Source organism: Niallia sp. HCP3S3_B10, from assembly GCF_052064465.1.
GTDB lineage: Bacteria > Bacillota > Bacilli > Bacillales > Cytobacillaceae > Niallia > Niallia hominis.
This window is the reverse complement of record NZ_JBQHVO010000012.1, coordinates 72,590-90,409: the sequence shown is the minus strand read 5'-3', so window position 1 is coordinate 90,409 and position 17,820 is coordinate 72,590. Positions and strand designations below refer to the sequence as shown.

Annotated in this window: 15 protein-coding genes; 12 read left to right on the top strand and 3 right to left on the bottom strand. The window is 36.5% G+C overall.

Features of this window, described 5'->3' with window-relative positions; translation table 11 throughout:
- Positions 1-381: 381 nt before the first annotated feature.
- Complete coding sequence (locus ACTNDN_RS08285; RefSeq protein ID WP_031538969.1) at positions 382-2,445, bottom strand: transglycosylase domain-containing protein; 2,064 nt, start codon at positions 2,443-2,445, stop codon at positions 382-384.
- A 386-nt stretch (positions 2,446-2,831) separates the two neighbouring features.
- On the opposite strand from ACTNDN_RS08285, the gene speE reads away from it, so the two are divergent.
- The 6 genes from speE (at position 2,832) to ACTNDN_RS08255 (ending at position 9,107) form a co-directional block, all read left to right on the top strand.
- Entirely contained in the window at positions 2,832-3,659 is an 828-nt protein-coding gene (gene speE, locus ACTNDN_RS08280) for a spermidine synthase (protein WP_031538968.1), read from the top strand.
- 55 nt (positions 3,660-3,714) lie between these two features.
- A complete protein-coding gene (speB, locus tag ACTNDN_RS08275; protein ID WP_031538966.1) occupies positions 3,715-4,587 on the top strand; it encodes an agmatinase in 873 nt (290 codons plus the stop codon).
- A gap of 791 nt (positions 4,588-5,378) precedes the next feature.
- Positions 5,379-6,479: an SH3 domain-containing protein gene (locus tag ACTNDN_RS08270; RefSeq protein WP_048718855.1), complete on the top strand. Its 1,101-nt coding sequence runs from the start codon at positions 5,379-5,381 to the stop codon at positions 6,477-6,479.
- A 134-nt stretch (positions 6,480-6,613) separates the two neighbouring features.
- Positions 6,614-7,063, top strand: a complete 450-nt coding sequence (locus tag ACTNDN_RS08265; RefSeq protein ID WP_031538964.1) for a DUF1934 domain-containing protein — start codon at positions 6,614-6,616, stop codon at positions 7,061-7,063.
- Positions 7,060-8,730 carry an arginine--tRNA ligase gene (gene argS, locus ACTNDN_RS08260; RefSeq protein WP_031538962.1) on the top strand — a complete coding sequence of 557 codons (1,671 nt, stop codon included), beginning with the start codon at positions 7,060-7,062 and terminating at the stop codon, positions 8,728-8,730. Before ACTNDN_RS08265 ends, argS begins: the two co-directional genes overlap by 4 nt.
- Positions 8,731-8,936: 206 nt before the next feature.
- Positions 8,937-9,107 carry a XapX domain-containing protein gene (locus ACTNDN_RS08255; RefSeq protein WP_035416617.1) on the top strand — a complete coding sequence of 57 codons (171 nt, stop codon included), beginning with the start codon at positions 8,937-8,939 and terminating at the stop codon, positions 9,105-9,107.
- An 85-nt stretch (positions 9,108-9,192) separates the two neighbouring features.
- On the opposite strand, the gene cls is transcribed toward ACTNDN_RS08255, so the two are convergent.
- Positions 9,193-10,395 carry a cardiolipin synthase gene (cls, locus tag ACTNDN_RS08250; protein ID WP_031538960.1) on the bottom strand — a complete coding sequence of 401 codons (1,203 nt, stop codon included), beginning with the start codon at positions 10,393-10,395 and terminating at the stop codon, positions 9,193-9,195.
- A 201-nt stretch (positions 10,396-10,596) separates the two neighbouring features.
- On the opposite strand from cls, the gene ACTNDN_RS08245 reads away from it, so the two are divergent.
- From ACTNDN_RS08245 to ACTNDN_RS08235, 3 genes are all read left to right on the top strand, one after another.
- A complete protein-coding gene (locus ACTNDN_RS08245; RefSeq protein ID WP_031538958.1) occupies positions 10,597-10,800 on the top strand; it encodes a hypothetical protein in 204 nt (67 codons plus the stop codon).
- A gap of 240 nt (positions 10,801-11,040) precedes the next feature.
- Complete coding sequence (rpoE, locus tag ACTNDN_RS08240; RefSeq protein WP_031538956.1) at positions 11,041-11,616, top strand: DNA-directed RNA polymerase subunit delta; 576 nt, start codon at positions 11,041-11,043, stop codon at positions 11,614-11,616.
- Between the two features lie 362 nt (positions 11,617-11,978).
- Positions 11,979-13,583 carry a CTP synthase gene (locus tag ACTNDN_RS08235; RefSeq protein WP_031538955.1) on the top strand — a complete coding sequence of 535 codons (1,605 nt, stop codon included), beginning with the start codon at positions 11,979-11,981 and terminating at the stop codon, positions 13,581-13,583.
- 103 nt (positions 13,584-13,686) lie between these two features.
- On the opposite strand, the gene ACTNDN_RS08230 is transcribed toward ACTNDN_RS08235, so the two are convergent.
- Positions 13,687-14,220 carry a DUF2529 domain-containing protein gene (locus ACTNDN_RS08230; protein WP_031538953.1) on the bottom strand — a complete coding sequence of 178 codons (534 nt, stop codon included), beginning with the start codon at positions 14,218-14,220 and terminating at the stop codon, positions 13,687-13,689.
- A 186-nt stretch (positions 14,221-14,406) separates the two neighbouring features.
- On the opposite strand from ACTNDN_RS08230, the gene ACTNDN_RS08225 reads away from it, so the two are divergent.
- The 3 genes from ACTNDN_RS08225 to ACTNDN_RS08215 all read left to right on the top strand — a co-directional run bounded on the left by ACTNDN_RS08225 (position 14,407) and on the right by ACTNDN_RS08215 (position 17,714).
- Complete coding sequence (locus ACTNDN_RS08225; RefSeq protein ID WP_109769197.1) at positions 14,407-14,772, top strand: response regulator; 366 nt, start codon at positions 14,407-14,409, stop codon at positions 14,770-14,772.
- 381 nt (positions 14,773-15,153) lie between these two features.
- The gene (locus ACTNDN_RS08220) at positions 15,154-16,011 is read left to right on the top strand and encodes a class II fructose-bisphosphate aldolase (RefSeq protein ID WP_031538951.1); all 858 of its coding nucleotides are present in this window, start codon (positions 15,154-15,156) and stop codon (positions 16,009-16,011) included.
- Positions 16,012-16,427: 416 nt separating this feature from the next.
- Positions 16,428-17,714, top strand: coding sequence for a UDP-N-acetylglucosamine 1-carboxyvinyltransferase (locus ACTNDN_RS08215; RefSeq protein WP_031538950.1), 1,287 nt, complete (start codon positions 16,428-16,430; stop codon positions 17,712-17,714).
- Positions 17,715-17,820: the final 106 nt, after the last annotated feature.

Sequence of the window (17,820 nt, the reverse complement as noted above, 5' to 3'; positions counted from 1 at the left end):
GGAGAGGTGACCGCTTGACTCCTATGGGAGCAGCGAGAAAGTCCGAGACCCTGCAGGAGCGTAGCGACGAAGCGGCTCGGCGCTCGCCCCAATGAGTCATGTGGTCACCTCGGAAAACAATTTACACATCTAAGTTTAAAAGGCGGTTACGACCAATCATCAATAGCTATCAGTTTTTCAGTGGTCTCCTCGCTGCGCTGCGGGGTCTCAGCCTTTCCTCTATTTCCCGCAGGAGTCGAGCGTCCTCCGCTCCATTTCACTTCGTTTTTAAACCTTTTTCTAAAAAACAAACACGAACTATAATATAATTAAATTACATTATAGTTCGTGTTTGTTGTTGATTGAAATACTTATGTCCCAGCCTCTTTTCAAACTTTATTCCTACCAAGGCAGAATCCGTTTATACCAGGGCACTTTTTCTTTTGTTTTTTCATTGTTTGCTGGTTTATCACTAGAATCGTCTTTTGGTAAATCAGCGCAATATTCTGTTGGAACAGTTTCTTTTGTAAAATACATCATTCTTTTTGTTTCACAGGCATCTGTTGCAAGTTTTCCGCTCTTAGGATCGATGTACACTCCAACAGTACCTTTTGTAGGAATAAAGCCCTTGATTGGTTCCTCTTTTAAGCTTTGTTCCATAAATTGCACCCACACTTTTTTGGCATAGGTTTTATCAGCAGTTAACGTAATTGGTTCCCCTTGATCATAACCAGTCCAAACAGCTGACACTAGTTGTGGGGTATAACCAATCATCCAGCTGTCTGATTCAGTAGAACCAGATTTGCCGGCATAAATTCTTGTTATCTCATTTTTAACAGTACTTCCTGTTACAGATGCATAGCCATTCAGATTAGGATCAAACATGCCTGTCATCATTTGGTTCATCACGAACGTTAAGTCCGTGTCTAAAACCTTTTCCTTCTTCGCCTTCTGTTCATAAAGTATCTGCCCGTCATTTGTCTCGATTTTTGTAATGAAAACTGGAGAAACACTATTTCCTCCGTTTGCAAACATACTATAAGCATTTGCCATATCGATTACGCGAACATTGGATGTTCCAAGAGCGAGAGACGGTACCTCCTGTAAATCGGTTGTAAGTCCGAATTTTTCTCCTGTTTTTACTAATGTATCTTGACCTAAAAATAGATGGGTTTTAACCGCATAAACATTATCGGAAACCGCTAGCGCTTGGGCCATTGTTATATTGCCATCTGCATATTTATTATTAAAATTATGCGGAGTATACGGATCCCTTCCATCATCAAAACGGAAGGTTGTTTTCTCGCTGCTCATCATCGTAACAGGAGTAAAGCCGTGTTCAAGTGCTGCATAATATAATAAAGGCTTTATCGTAGAGCCAGGTTGACGAGTCGCTTGAATGGCTCTATTAAAAGGGCTTTGTTCATAATCTCTGCCACCAACCATTGCTTTAACAAACCCAGTAGATGGATCCATGGCAACAAAGCCTATTTGTATATCGCTATCCTTATCTATCGTGTGGCTAATTGTTTCCTCTGCAATTTTTTGCTGTTCCGTATTCAAGGTTGTATACACCCTTAAGCCACCTAATTCAATCGTTTTGTCATCCAAGTGAAGCTGGTTTTTAAGAATGTTTTTAACGGCATCTTGAAAATAAGGAGCTGTTTCCATACTAGCATTTGGAAACTTTCCTACGAGAGAGAGCTCTTCATTAAAAGCGATTGTTTTATCCTCTACTGTTATATAGTCATTTTCAATTAAAGAATTTAGGATGATACCTTGTCTTTTCTTCGCATTTTCCATTGATGCAAAAGGGGAATAAAGACTTGGTCCCTTTGGTATTCCAGCAAGCATGGTTGCTTCAGCTAACGTAAGCTCTGATGCTTCTTTTCCAAAGTAATATTGACTTGCTGCCTCTGCTCCATAAGCTCCATGGCCATAGTAGATTGTATTTAGATATCCTTCAAGAATTTCATCCTTTGTATAAAATATTTCTAGACGGAGGGTGTAAAAAGCTTCCGCAATTTTTCGCGTCCATGTCTTTTCATGCTCTAAAAATAAGTTTCGGGCATATTGCTGAGTAATCGTGCTTGCCCCTTGTACCTTTGCCATTGCCTTAATATCAGCTAAAATTGCTCCACCAATCCGTTTATAATCAAAACCATGATGGGAATAAAAATTCTTATCTTCAATAGAAACAGTAGCATCCACTAAATAGGGACTAATATCATCAATGGACACCCAATATCTTTTTTGCCCATTACTGGTTTCTCCAATAATACTGCCGTTATCTGAGTAATAAATGGTAGATTGAGAAACGGCTAGAGGAGGAGGTCCTAATGTACGAGCATATACATATATACCAATAAAAATGATGCTTGCGGTTATCATGAAAAGGAGCCCTAATATGATGAATAAGCGTAAATACTTACCAGAGTTCTTTAATTTATTTACAATGACTTCCAAGTGCATGACACCTCCTTAGGTTGATCTTCCTTCTTTTTTATCGTTTTCCACGAATCAATAAATAGATAGCACTAGTATGTGGTAAAGATTGGTGTTTTAAACATTTTTATCATGGAATATAAAAAAATTTCTTTGCATTTTTGCAAATATCCACTATACTTTTTTCGTGTTTGTTATTTGTTTGATTGGGAAGTATAAAAAGAAGGTTGTTTTCATAAAAAGTGTTTTTTAAAGGTATGCCTTACTAGTCTTTAGTTGGTTGGAGCAGAGGTTATTGACTCCTGTGAAAAAGCAGTATGGGCAATAATTGGAATGAATCACAAAAGACAATGAATCATCTAGATTATAAGTACTTTAACCAATCAAATGAATGGAGGATATGAAAAATGGGAATTTGGTTTACGGAGAAGCAGACAGATCATTTTGGTATCACAATGAAAATCAAACGTACATTACATACAGAACAGACACCGTTTCAAAAGCTAGATATGGTAGAAACAGAAGAGTGGGGGAATATGTTGCTATTAGATGATATGGTAATGACATCTGTTAAAGATGAATTTGTTTATCATGAAATGGTAGCCCATATTCCGTTATTTACACATCCAAACCCTGAGAAAGTTCTCGTTGTTGGTGGCGGTGATGGCGGTGTCATTCGAGAAGTTTTAAAACATCCAAGTGTCAAAAAGGCGACGCTTGTTGATATTGATGGTAAAGTAATTGAATATAGTAAGAAGTTTTTACCAGAAATAGCAGGGAAGTTGGATGACCCGCGCGTAGATGTCCAAGTAGGCGATGGATTTATGCATATTGCCAAAAGTGAGAAGGAATATGATGTGATTATGGTCGATTCCACCGAACCAGTAGGGCCAGCTGTTAACCTCTTTACAAAAGGTTTCTATGCAGGGATAGCGAAAGCATTAAAGGATGATGGTCTTTTCGTTGCTCAAAGCGACAACCCATGGTTTAAAGGAGATTTAATTCGTTCTGTACAAAGAGATGTAAAAGAAAATTTTCCAATAACCAGATTATATATCGCCAATATTCCAACATATCCAAGTGGCATGTGGGCGTTCACGATTGGTTCCAAGAAATATGATCCATTACAGGTACCAGAGAGTCGTTTCCATTCTATAGAAACAAAATATTATACGAAAGAACTACACAAAGCAGCCTTCATTTTGCCAAAATTCGTTCAGGATCTTTGTGAGTAGGGGACAGCAGCTTATTGTTCGAGTTGTCTGGGAATAGAAAAAGGAGTGATTACTAATGCGTTTTGATGAATCGTATTCAGGAAATGTATTTATTAAAAGTTATCCAAATTATGAAGAAAGCCAAGTAGTATTATACGGAATGCCAATGGATTGGACTGTTAGCTTCCGTCCAGGTTCACGTTTTGGTCCTGCGAGAATTCGAGAGGTGTCTGTTGGGTTAGAAGAGTACAGCCCCTATTTAGATAGAGAGCTAGATGAAGTAAAATACTTTGACGCAGGTGATATCCCGCTTCCATTCGGAAATCCGCAACGAAGCTTAGATATGATTGAAGAATTTGTGGACAAAGTAATCGGAGATAATAAATTCCCACTTGGAATGGGTGGAGAGCATTTAGTATCTTGGGGTGTATTCCAAGCGATGTATAAAAAATATCCAGATTTAGCAATCATACATATGGATGCTCATACAGATCTTCGCGATGAATATGAAGGAGAGCCACTTTCCCACTCTACACCAATCAAAAAGGTAGCCAATCTAATTGGTCCAAAAAACGTTTATTCCTTTGGTATTCGTTCAGGAATGAAAGAAGAGTTCCAATGGGCAAAAGAAGTAGGAATGCATATTTCGAAGTTTGAAGTATTAGAGCCATTAAAAGAAATCCTGCCAACACTTGCTGGCAGACCAGTATATGTAACGATAGATATTGATGTTTTAGATCCAGCACATGCACCAGGTACTGGGACTGTAGATGCAGGCGGAATCACTTCTAAAGAATTACTAGCGTCTATTCATGAAATTGCTCGTTCTAATGTTCAAGTAGTTGGAGCAGATTTAGTAGAAGTAGCGCCAATCTATGATCCATCTGAGCAAACAGCCAATACAGCAAGTAAATTAATCCGTGAAATGCTTTTAGGATTTGTAAAATAAGAAATCTTACACAGTAGCCGAACCTAAATCAAGGGAAAGCTAACTGCTTAAAATGAGGCCGGGACATAAGTATTCCAGCCCAGGTGAAAGCCAAACAATTACACGAAATTTCGTATGATTGTTTGGCTTTTTAATTAGCTTTTTAAAAAGCTGTTTCAGTTGGATCACCCGCAGCCTGAATACACTCCGCTTTCCGTGGGGCTCACGCTGAGCCGCGGTCTGCCTTTGGCCTGCAGGGTCTCAGGCTGTCTCGCTAATCCCACAGGAGTCTACGTGTATTCAGGCTGCTTCATATCTCCTACTAATTTATTTTTATTAAAAAAACAATATTTTTTTAGGAAATTGCCTTTAATAACGGAGTGGAATGGAGCGGAAAACACTCGACTCCTGCGGGAAATAGAGGAAAGGCTGAGACCCCACAGGCGAAGCCGAGGAGGCTCAGCTTCCTCCCCGCGGAAAGCGAGTGTTTGTAGCGCAATGGAACAAAATAGTTTATACACCTGACTATATTTAAAACATAAATAACCATTGTATAAAAGGAACCTTTATTTAAGCGCTAAATTAGAGATTTTTCATCTTTACAGATTGGCTATTTAGTTTTTTTTCAGCCTCTTTTTTATCTCCTCTACCATATAAATCACAACAATATCCCTCTAAACATTTCCAACGTAAAATCAGATTTGATATGTTAAGATATAGAAAAATTGAAAGGTTTAAGCAATTTTTAGAGGGGATGAATCTGGAAAGATAGATTAGAACATAGCATCATTTTGATAAAGCGAGGGAATAAAATGGGAAAGAAGATTTTTGTTCTATTAATTGGAGTATTGATTTTATTTACAGGATTTCACACGGCAAATACTGCCCAAGCTGCCAGCAAAAAAACGAAATATGTCACAGCAAGCACGCTTAATATAAGAAGTGGAGCAAGTACCTCGCACAAAGTAGTCACGATGGTAAAGAAAAATCAAGCAGTGACAGTGACACAAACAAAAGGTTCTTGGGATAAGGTGACCGTAGGAAAGAAAACGGGATGGGCGTCCAATAAATATTTAACAACAAAGAAGCCGGTAGCAAAAGCAACAACTGCAACGAAAACAATGTATGTGACAGCAAGTACATTAAATGTGAGAAGTGGTGCAGGTACTAAGTACAAAATAGTTACGACAGTTAAAAAGAATCAATCATTAAAAGTAACCCAAACAAAAGGAACGTGGAGCAAAGTACCGGTTGGAAAGAAAACCGGTTGGGTATCAAGTAAATACCTAACAACGAAAAAACCAGCAGCTCCCAAAAATTTAGCTGCAGGTTTAAAAACAGTAGGGAAAAACAAGCAATTGATTCTTGTCACATCAAATGGCTATAATACATCCACTGCTGAAATTCGTACATTTGAAAAGAATGCTAAAGGGGAATGGGTTCCAGTTTTAACTATGGCTGGACATATTGGTAAACTTGGCATCACCTCTGATATGAAGGAAGGCGGAAAAAAATCACCTATAGGGAAATTTACAATCGGAACTGCCTTTGGAACAGCAAAGAGCCCTGGAACCAAATTACCATATCGGAAAATTACTAATGATGATGTGTGGGTAGATGATCCAAAATCGAAGCTATATAATACATGGCAATCAAAAAAGAAAACAAAGGGTCAGTGGAAGAGCGCAGAAAACATGAATGTACCAGCCTATAAATATGGATTTGTTATAAACTATAATACCAAACGTATTCCGAATAAAGGCAGCGCAATCTTTTTCCACATTGCAAATAGCTATACCCTCGGATGCACAGCAACTTCCGAAGCGAACGTTGTGAAGATTCTTAAATGGTTAGATCCTTCAAAAAATCCAGTGATAATTCAAACACCGATTCAAGAGTTAAACAAATATTAAAAGAAGAAACCTACAGGACTCCCTGTAGGTTTTTTAGTTGTAGTTCTTAAACATTTGACGAACCATCTTGCACTTCCCCTATAAAAAATTTATACTTATAAAGTTACACAGTAAATGAAAAGGAAGTGTTGTCGTTGTCTCAACCATCAGCGCAACAGGTGCCTGTGAAATTACAAGTTACAACACATATATATAATGGGAAAAATAAAGAAAGTATTGAGTGGATTGGGTTTGGTCGATACTTAGAAAAAGATACTAATAAGTATATAAAATATGAAGAAATCATAGAAGAAGGCACCATTAAAACAATTATTAAAGTTACCGAAAAGGAAGGGTTAATCCTTCGAAGCGGGGCAGTAAAAATGCGTCTTCCTTTTCTTATTAATAAACAGAAGGTCGGCAGCTATGAAAGTCCGTACGGCGTATTTCAACTAGTTACAGATACAAAGAGGCTTGAGTTGGAAGTACAGGAGCAAACAACAACAGGCACATTAGATATTTTATATGATTTAAAGATGCAGGGTAGCAATAATGGTACCTATCATATGACTATTTCATTTAAGGAGGAGAAAGAGGAAGAATGAATATTGTAGATCAAATAAAGGATAAGTTAAAGGAAGAAATTAAGCAAAGCGTAATAAAAGCTGGTCTAGCAACAGAAGAACAAATTCCAGAGGTAGTACTAGAGTTGCCAAAGGACAAAGCGCATGGTGACTATTCAACGAATATGGCGATGCAATTAGCAAGGGTTGCGAAAAAAGCACCTAGAATGATTGCAGAGACTATTATTGAGAATTTTGATCAAACGAAAGCTTCTATTAAAAAAGTGGAAATCGCAGGACCTGGTTTCATCAATTTTTATATGGATAATAGTTATTTAACAGATTTAATTCCAACTATTCTTAAAGCAGGAGATCAATACGGACAAACTACTGTTGGAAACAAAGAGAAGGTACAAGTAGAGTTTGTTTCTGCAAATCCAACGGGGGATCTTCATTTAGGACATGCACGTGGTGCAGCAGTAGGAGATTCTCTTTCCAATATTTTAGATAAAGCGGGTTACGATGTATCAAGAGAATACTATATTAATGACGCTGGTAACCAAATTAATAACCTAGCATTATCGGTTGAAGCACGCTATTTCCAAGCGTTAGGTATAGAAAAAGAGATGCCTCAAGATGGCTATCATGGTGCAGACATTATTGGAATCGGAAAAAAATTAGCAGAGGAATTTGGCGATAAGTATGTAAATGTTTCAGAACAGGAACGTTTTGACTTTTTCCGTGAATACGGCCTGAAGTATGAGATGGCCAAATTAAAGCAAGATTTAGAAGATTTCCGCGTGAAGTTTGATGTGTGGTTCTCTGAAACATCCCTTTATCAAAATGGAAAAATTGATATAGCGTTAAACGCTTTAAAAGAAAATGGCTATATTTTTGAACAAGATGGAGCTACTTGGCTACGTTCCACTGATTTCGGTGATGATAAAGATCGAGTACTCATTAAAAATGATGGTTCTTATACGTATCTATTACCAGACATTGCTTATCACAAAGATAAGTTAGAAAGAGGCTTTGAAAAGCTTATTAACGTTTGGGGCGCAGACCATCATGGTTATATTCCACGTATGAGAGCGGCTATTCAAGCATTAGGCTATAACAAAGATGCATTAGAAGTAGAAATTATTCAGCTTGTTCATCTTTATAAAGATGGCGAAAAAATGAAGATGAGTAAACGTACTGGAAAAGCTGTTACAATGAGAGATTTAGTGGAAGAAGTAGGCTTAGATGCAACACGTTACTTCTTTGCAATGAGAAGTGCAGATACACATTTAGACTTTGATTTAGATCTTGCTGTATCACAATCCAATGAAAACCCAGTATACTATGCTCAATACGCACATGCACGTATTTCAAGTATCCTAAGACAAGGAAAAGAACAAGGAATCGAGCTGGCTGATGAACTAAACGTATCGTTAATTACTGCAGAAAAGGAATTTGACTTATTGAAAAAACTAGGAGAATTCCCACAAGCAGTAGGGGAAGCAGCATTAAAGAGAATGCCGCACCGAATTACAAATTATATTTACGACTTAGCCTCTACTTTCCATAGCTTCTATAACGCAGAAAAAGTATTAGACACAGACAATCTAGAAAGAACAAAAGCACGCCTAGCATTAATCAAAGCGACACAGATAACATTAAGAAACGCCCTAGCCCTAATTGGTGTATCTGCGCCAGAAAAAATGTAATAAAAAAAGGAAGAGAACCTCTTCCTTTTTTTATTGTCCACTTTTATGTAATTACGCTCTTTGAGAAAAATCTATCGATAAAATCATTCACGGTGAAACTAAAAATCCCTGTTATAAAAAACAGCAAAGCTGATTAAGGAATCATCGGATATTTCGAACTAACTTTTCGAATAATAAAAGCATCTACTTTTGAAGGGAAGATGCTTGTGAAATTAGTGGTATTTGCTTTAATAACTGGATTTTTAACTGGGTTTATTTTTGGTCTTTTGAAACTGCCAATCCCAGCCCCAGGTGCCTTTTCGGGTATCGTTGGTATTTTTGGAATATATGCCGGATACCGTGCGTTTGAATGGATTATTGTCCTTTTTCAAAGATAAGTTCCTCCTGAAACAATGGGTGGATAAACACCTTTGTAAAATAATCAGTGGGAGACATATCCCACTGATTAAAGAAAGGTTCATCCTATAAAAATGGGGCAAAAAGACGGGCAAGCCATTCTTTTACCATACTCCATAAATGTATCCTTTTTAAATCCTCGAGAGATAACTCCTTTGCTTGTTCCAAATCCATCGTAGTAATTTTATTCATTTTTGCAATAAAAACAGGATCATATATGCAACAGTTCAGCTCATGATTCAAAAAGATACTGCGGCGATCGAAATTGGATGAACCGACAATCATAATTTCATTATCGGTATTTATTAATTTACCATGAAAAAAGCCATTCATATATTGATAAACACTTGCCCCGTCCTTTAATAGTTTCCGTAAGTAGGGAAATGCCGCTTCTTTAACAAGCATATGATCCGCTTTATTTGGAATAAGGATGGTGAGACTCACATTTCTATGTAATGCTCTTAATAATTCTTCTGTTACTCGCTTGCTAGGAATGAAGTAAGGTGTAGCAATTAAAAGACTTCTTTTGCTGTTTTTGATCAAATTGCATAGTAGCTCTTCTAAATAAACTCCTTGTGTAGGGATAATTTGATGTCTTGTTTCTCCTTTTGTCTGCGCTGGAAAGTACACTTGGTTTTGTAGTAAGTTTATTTTAGAGGCTTTTAACCAGTCTATTAAAAATTCTCGCTGTAAGTCATCGACCCCTTCTCCTATTAATTGAAGATGGTAGTCACGCCAAGGGCTTAATTTAAAGTTCTCATGAATATAATCCTTTCCGATGTTAAAACCACCCATAAAACCAATTTTCCCATCAATGATAGCGATTTTTCTGTGATTCCTTACTTGTAAGGAATAAAAGAGAAAAGGAAACGTTGGGAGCTGGCAAAAAGCAAATTGAACACCAGCTTGCTTTAATTTTCTTCTTATTCTTTTTCTTATATTGATACTGCCTAACCAATCTAAAATAAGGCGTACTTCCACCCCTTCATGTGCTTTGGTTTTTAAAAGGTGTAGAAATTCATTGGAAATACTATCTGTTTTAATCGTATAGAAAAGAATATGGACATGGCTTTTTGCCTCTTTGACTGCTTGAAACAGGGCTGGGAATAGTTCTGTCCCGTCAGAATATATGTGGAAATCAGTATATCTAAAAGGATGGTTTTTTCGGTCTATTCGTTTTTGCTGTGCTCTCTTTCCTAACTGATAGTCCATATAGAGAAGGAAAATAAGTATGGCAATAATGCATAGGATAACCAAGAATATCTTCATTGATAATTCCCTCCTTAAAAGGATAGTATTGCCGATATTCTATTCCTTTCATACCTTTCGTATTAATAGGAGAATTTTAAGAATTCTCAACTATTTGTTTGGAAAATTGCCAATAAATTAATAAGAGACTTGCAGAGCACTTCTAATAATCGTTATTCTAGAAGGAAGGATAAACTTTATTTAAGTTGGGGTGGATTAGCAGTGCGGAAAATATTGATTACAATAGGGATAGTTTTATATGCAGTTTTGTTTTCGTTCCTTTATAAGCTTCAATTGGGCTCCATCGGCTTTTTTCTCTTATCCCTCCTCTTTTTTAAACTAGCGAAGAAAAAGCAATCAGATCAAAATAAAGTCGAAAAAGAGAAGAAAAACTTCTATTTCAAAGAAAAGTTAAATAAACCTTAACTAGAACTAGCATATTCACCTAAAATTTGTTTATAATGGAGAATATGTATTTTTACTATTTTAGTTAGGTTTCTTTTCTTAACAGACCTTCTAAAATAAATTAGGTTAAATGGATTGATTTTTAAAAGATCAATAAGATGTATAAAAAATAATAAACACCCGAAACGTGAAACTTCCACCTGAATTGGTCCAAGCTTTCAGGAAGGGGATAAGAGTAGATAAGAAAGGAAGTGCGAAAAAATGAGTGTTGATAAATACACAAAAGAAGAACTTAAAGAAATGGCACTAATTGATGTAGCGTATGAAATTATGAATGGTGGCAAAACACCTTATGCATTTAATGAACTAATGAATGAAGTAGCAAAATTAGTAGGGTTAAGTGAAGAAGAGGTTAATGAAAGAATTGCACAATTTTATACAGATGTTAATATTGATGGTCGTTTCTTATCATTAGGGGACAACCGTTGGGGACTTCGTTTATGGTATCCTGTAGATAAATCAGAGGAAGATGTAGTAACAGTAACAAAACCGAAGAAGAAAAAGTCGAAAAAAGCTGTAGCGGAAGACTTCGATGATTTTGATAGCTTAGATGAAGACGAAGACGAGTTCGATGACTTCGATGCTGATCTAGATGATGAAGAGCTTCTAGATGAGGATGACGATGATTTGGATGAAGAAGACGATGATTTACTAGACGATGATTTATCGGAAGATGAAGATTTCGATGAAGAAATCGAAGAAGATTATGATGATTTAGATGAAGAAGATGAAGAAGAGGACGACGAATTCGAAGATGAAGAGGATGAAAATAAATAATTCTCCCTAGTCTTGACTTTTACGGTCTTTGCTAGTAAAATCTTTTTTGGGCTCCTTAAAAAGAGGAACGAACTTAAATTCGCTAAATATAGCGCTCCCTTACTTGGAAAAGTAAGAGGAGCGCTTTTTATTTTTTAGTAATGCTGTTTTCTAAAAGATTGTTGTGGTATTAGTGAGAAAGATGATACCTTGGAGGTTCACTGCTCACACCAGTAGATTCTAGCTGCGGGTAATAGCAACAAGCTTTACGAAAACGGCCTTAAGTAAAAACAACAATCGTTTCATACCCCTCTAAAAAAATTAGTCAATTCGTCTTAAATAAAGAGGAATTGGAGCAAACTTAAATCAAGGGGGATCATATAATGACAAAATATATTTTTGTGACAGGTGGAGTAGTATCTTCACTAGGAAAAGGGATTACAGCAGCATCTCTTGGACGCTTGCTGAAAAATCGTGGTGTTAGTGTAACCATTCAAAAGTTTGACCCATATATCAATGTGGATCCTGGTACAATGAGTCCTTATCAACATGGGGAAGTATTCGTAACAGATGACGGTGCGGAAACCGATTTAGACTTAGGTCATTATGAGCGTTTTATTGATATCAATTTAACAAAATATAACAATGTTACAACAGGGAAAATCTATTCTACTGTATTAAGAAAAGAACGCAGAGGAGATTATCTTGGAGGGACAGTTCAAGTAATTCCGCATATCACAAATGAAATTAAAGAGCGTGTATTTAGAGCTGGCCGAGAAACAAATGCAGATGTTGTTATTACAGAAATTGGTGGAACGGTTGGGGATATTGAATCATTACCTTTCTTAGAAGCAATTCGTCAAATTAAAAGTGATATCGGCCGCGATAATGTTATGTACATTCACTGTACATTAGTACCTTACATTAAAGCAGCAGGAGAAATGAAAACAAAACCAACACAACATAGTGTAAAAGAATTACGGAGCCTAGGTATACAGCCTAATGTAATTGTAGTAAGAACAGAAAAACCTATTTCTGAAGATATGAAGGACAAAATTGCGTTATTCTGTGATATCGACAATAAATCGGTTATTGAGTGCCGTGATGCGGATACACTTTATACGATTCCTTTAGCATTACAAGAACAAAATCTTGACCAAATTGTATGCGAGCATCTAAAACTAAAATGCCAAGAAGCAGATATGACAGAATGGATTGAATTAGTAGATCGGGTGCGTAATCTTTCTAAAACAACAAAAATTGCTCTTGTTGGTAAATATGTAGAGCTACAAGATGCTTATATTTCTGTTGTAGAAGCATTGAAGCATGCTGGTTATGCATATGATGCTGATATTGATATCGATTGGATTAATGCAGAGCATGTAACAAAAGAAAATGTACAAGAATTGCTACAAGATGCAGATGGAATTCTTGTTCCTGGTGGATTCGGAGATCGTGGAATTGAAGGAAAGATTTTAGCAACACAATATGCACGTGAACAAAAGGTTCCTTTCTTCGGAATATGTCTAGGAATGCAGGTTGCATCTATTGAATTTGCTCGTAATGTTTTAGGTTGGGATGATGCACATTCTTCTGAAATTAACGAAGAGACAACCCATCCAGTAATCGATCTTTTACCTGAACAAAAGGATGTAGAGGATTTAGGCGGAACGCTTCGCTTAGGTTTATATCCATGTAAATTAAAAGAAGAAACAAGAGCATATGAAGCGTATCAAGACGAAGTAATTTATGAGAGACATCGTCATCGCTATGAGTTTAACAACCAATATCGTCAAGAGATGGAAAACGCAGGATTTATTTTCTCAGGAACTAGCCCAGATGGTCGTCTAGTAGAAATAGTAGAGCTTAAGGATCATCCTTGGTTTGTTGCTTCTCAATTCCATCCTGAGTTTATTTCAAGACCAACTCGTCCACAGCCATTATTCCGTGAATTTGTTGGTGCGTCCATTCGCTTAGCGGAGAAATAATAAAGATAGATTTGGTTAAAAGCAGTAAAAAAAGAGGTTCTTCCTTTTAATGGGAATAACCTCTTTTTGTTAGCTGTTATAACATATAATGTTATGTTTCTTCCTATTTAATATCATATTCCTTTAAAATCTCGTCCGTTGTAAATTTAATGCCATGATAAACAAAAAGGCCAGCAATTAAGGAAGGATAGCCATATCGATTTCCTTCCTCATCAGGTAATAAACCTTTCGTTATTTTTAAATCAATCGCCACATCTGCAAAGTCAATCACAGATTCGATTTCACTATTAGTAATCGAGCAGACAGAAACAAAAGGAATTTGGGAATCATATAAATTCTTGGCAAAAGTGTTAATCTCTTCCTCCTCATTTGTACGAGAGAAAAGAATGAAACGATCATTGGAAGTAATTGATTCAAGGGAGGAGTTTGTCCACTCCTCAGCTCCTGACATCGGCTCCAGCCCTTTAGTAGCTTCTTTCATAACACCTGCCATTTCATTTGTTGCATAGAAATAAACTTTTCCATCACTTACGATGGCTTGTGCTAATAATCTAGAACTGTCTTCAATTGCTTCCTCTTCTTTTTCATGCAATCTTTTAAAAAGTCCACTTAGTTGTGTGGAGAACATTTTAAGCACTTGGAAAACCTCCATTGTTATAAAAATTAACAGTAACTCACATTTATAGTAGTTAATTATAAATAAATATGGAGAAAAGGTAAAATTTAAGGGAATTAGCAGGAAATGTTGACCAAATAGTAGAAAGATAACTATGATTAAAAACGAGAGAATACATAAAAAACTCAACTTTGAAGGGAAGGGTCAATGATGAAAGGGAAAATACTGATTGTTGATGATCAATTCGGTATAAGAATCCTTTTGAATGAAGTTTTTCAAAAGGAAGGATATAAAACTTTTCAAGCTGCAAATGGCATTCAAGCGTTAGAAATAGTAACAAGGGAATTTCCAGACTTGGTGCTACTGGATATGAAAATTCCAGGGATGGATGGTATTGAAATATTAAAACGTATGAAAAAGCTGAATCAAGATATTCGCGTCATTATCATGACAGCATATGGAGAATTAGATATGATTCAGGAAGCTAAAGATCTCGGAGCACTCACTCATTTTGCTAAACCGTTTGATATTGATGATCTCAGAGATGCTGTGAAAAAATATATTAATGAGTAATTATTCGAAATCTATACATAAATTCTAAAGGCTGTTGGTCCTAGCAACTTACGGAAAACAGCCATATACAGAGACAAAAAACCACCAAATTAGAATGGAAGACATTGGTGGTTCTTCTGTTGCATTGTTTGAGCAAGCAACGATGTCCATACTTAAAGCGTCTTCATTTGTAAAATGATAAACTAAATTGTGACAAAATAGAAAAAAAAGCTTGAACGATAGCATTTCTTGTTTTATTTTGGTATGATTACAATTGAGTTTAAAAGGAATGATTCGTTTTTGATTACTTGAGGTATGATATACATATTCAACTTTCCTTTGGGAAATTTAATAAAGATTCTCTTGTAACAAAGAACGATCATTAAATAAGGAGGAAGAAATATGCCTTTAGTTTCAATGAAAGACATGTTAAACAAAGCAAAAGCAGAAGGCTATGCTGTTGGTCAATTTAACTTAAATAACCTTGAGTTCACTCAAGCAATTCTTCAAGCTGCAGAAGAAGAAAAATCTCCAGTAATTCTTGGGGTTTCTGAAGGTGCAGCCCGTTATATGGGTGGCTTCAAAACTGTTGTGAAAATGGTTGAAGGTTTAATGGAAGACTATAGCATCACTGTTCCAGTTGCTATTCACTTAGATCACGGTTCAAGCTTTGAAAAATGTAAAGACGCAATTGATGCTGGTTTTACATCTGTAATGATCGACGCTTCTCACCATTCATTTGATGAAAACGTTGAAATTACTTCTAAAGTAGTAGAGTATGCACATGCTAAAGGTGTTTCTGTTGAAGCAGAACTTGGTACTGTTGGTGGACAAGAAGACGACGTTGTAGCTGAAGGCGTAATTTATGCTGATGCTAACGAATGTGTGGAACTTGTTAAACGTACTGGTATTGATACATTAGCTCCTGCATTAGGATCTGTTCATGGTCCTTACAAAGGTGAGCCAAACTTAGGTTTCAAAGAAATGGAAGAAATCGGTAACTTAACTGGTTTACCATTAGTATTACACGGTGGTACTGGTATCCCAACAAAAGATATCACAAAAGCAATTTCTTTAGGAACTGCTAAAATCAACGTTAATACAGAAAACCAAATTGCTTCTGCAAAAGCAGTTCGCGAAACATTAGCTGCTAAACCAGAAGAATACGATCCACGTAAATATTTAGGACCAGCTCGTGATGCGATTAAAGCAACAGTAATCGGCAAAATCAAAGAATTCGGTTCTTCAAATAGAGCTTAATTGATAAGAATAGAAAGAGGATATCTTTAAGGGAAATAGCCTTAAAGATATCCTCTTTTCTATGTCTTTTTTTTCTAGATTCAGGCAAAAGGTTAAATCAAAGAACAGACAACAGCTTCCTACAAATGGTTTGGGAAAAATAGTATAAAATAAATGCTGAAAAATTAGAAAGGGAGAAAACTTACTTTTGAACACTCTCTAACTGATTGAAGTTGTACTTTATAGGTAATACTAAAAATGTTTGTACTTTATCAATAAATAAGAACAAAAGTTCATACATATATACTTTTCCATTAAGTCTTAATATTTGGTATAATAAGTAACAGTAATTCAAACAAGATTCTACATCCAAGCCTCATCTTGATTAACTTATAGCAGAACTTGTACTTTTGCATTGGCTTAGAAGGGAGCTAGAAATGGAAAAACTTATGATTGCAGGTGGATCTCCATTAAAAGGAACAGTAAGGGTAAGTGGTGCGAAAAATAGTGCTGTTGCACTTATACCAGCGACCATATTAGCTGAATCCCCAGTAACGATTGAAGGATTACCTGACATTTCAGATGTTCAAATATTAAAAGAAATTTTGGAAGAACTAGGTGGAACGGTATCTATATCAGACTCTGATATAACAATAGATCCATCTTCCATGATTTCTATGCCTATGCCGAATGGAAAGGTAAAAAAATTGCGTGCCTCCTATTATCTGATGGGAGCAATGTTAGGACGATTCAAAAAGGCAGTTATTGGATTACCTGGTGGTTGTCATCTTGGACCAAGACCTATAGACCAGCATATTAAAGGGTTTGAAGCACTTGGGGCACAGGTTACAAATGAACAAGGTGCCATTTATCTTCGGGCAGATGAGTTAAGAGGAGCAAGAATTTATTTAGATGTAGTAAGTGTCGGAGCAACAATCAATATTATGCTTGCAGCAGTAAGAGCAAAAGGAAAGACAATCATTGAAAACGCAGCGAAAGAGCCGGAAATCATTGATGTGGCAACACTTTTAACCAATATGGGAGCAAAAATTAAAGGTGCAGGCACCGATGTGATTCGAATTGAAGGGGTAGAGCATTTAAATGGTTGTCGTCATACGATTATCCCTGATCGGATTGAAGCTGGTACGTATATTATTATTGGTGCTGCAGTTGGAGATGGAGTCCTTGTCGATAACGTAATCCCACAGCACTTAGAGTCCCTAATCGCAAAGTTAAGGGAAATGGGAGTTTCGATTGAGTCAAGTGATGAGCAAGTGTTTGTGAGCTCTAACCGTTCCCTAAAACCAGTAGACATCAAAACACTGGTATATCCAGGTTTTCCAACAGATCTTCAGCAGCCATTCACGTCTCTATTAACAAAAACAACTGGTACAAGTATGGTTACAGACACAATCTATGGTGCTAGATTTAAACATATAGATGAACTGCGTCGTATGAATGCCACGATCAAAGTGGAGGGGCGTTCTGCGATTATAAATGGACCTGTTCATTTACAAGGGGCGAAAGTAAAAGCAAGCGATTTGCGTGCAGGAGCTTCGCTAGTGATAGCAGGACTTATGGCTGATGGAGTAACGGAAATAACAGGCCTAGAACATATAGATAGAGGGTATAGTCATATTGTCGAGAAGCTTACAGGCTTAGGAGCTACCATATGGCGTGAAAAAATGACTGAAGAAGAATATGAACAAATAAATAATGGATAATGTATGTTGATTATTTATTTGAAAAGGATTATCTGTTCTTGAGCAAAAAGAAAAGTGGGGGATGATGCTCCCCCTGTCATAAGTAGAAATTAACCTCCTAAGCCCT

Coding starts and splice junctions, on each gene's coding strand:
- ACTNDN_RS08235 (WP_031538955.1), top strand. CDS start 11,979: ATGACAAAATATATTTTTGTGACAGGTGGAGTAGTATCTTCACTAGGA.
- argS (WP_031538962.1), top strand. CDS start 7,060: ATGAATATTGTAGATCAAATAAAGGATAAGTTAAAGGAAGAAATTAAG.
- ACTNDN_RS08215 (WP_031538950.1), top strand. CDS start 16,428: ATGGAAAAACTTATGATTGCAGGTGGATCTCCATTAAAAGGAACAGTA.
- ACTNDN_RS08220 (WP_031538951.1), top strand. CDS start 15,154: ATGCCTTTAGTTTCAATGAAAGACATGTTAAACAAAGCAAAAGCAGAA.
- speE (WP_031538968.1), top strand. CDS start 2,832: ATGGGAATTTGGTTTACGGAGAAGCAGACAGATCATTTTGGTATCACA.
- ACTNDN_RS08225 (WP_109769197.1), top strand. CDS start 14,407: ATGATGAAAGGGAAAATACTGATTGTTGATGATCAATTCGGTATAAGA.
- speB (WP_031538966.1), top strand. CDS start 3,715: ATGCGTTTTGATGAATCGTATTCAGGAAATGTATTTATTAAAAGTTAT.
- cls (WP_031538960.1), bottom strand. CDS start 10,395: ATGAAGATATTCTTGGTTATCCTATGCATTATTGCCATACTTATTTTC.
- rpoE (WP_031538956.1), top strand. CDS start 11,041: ATGAGTGTTGATAAATACACAAAAGAAGAACTTAAAGAAATGGCACTA.
- ACTNDN_RS08270 (WP_048718855.1), top strand. CDS start 5,379: ATGGGAAAGAAGATTTTTGTTCTATTAATTGGAGTATTGATTTTATTT.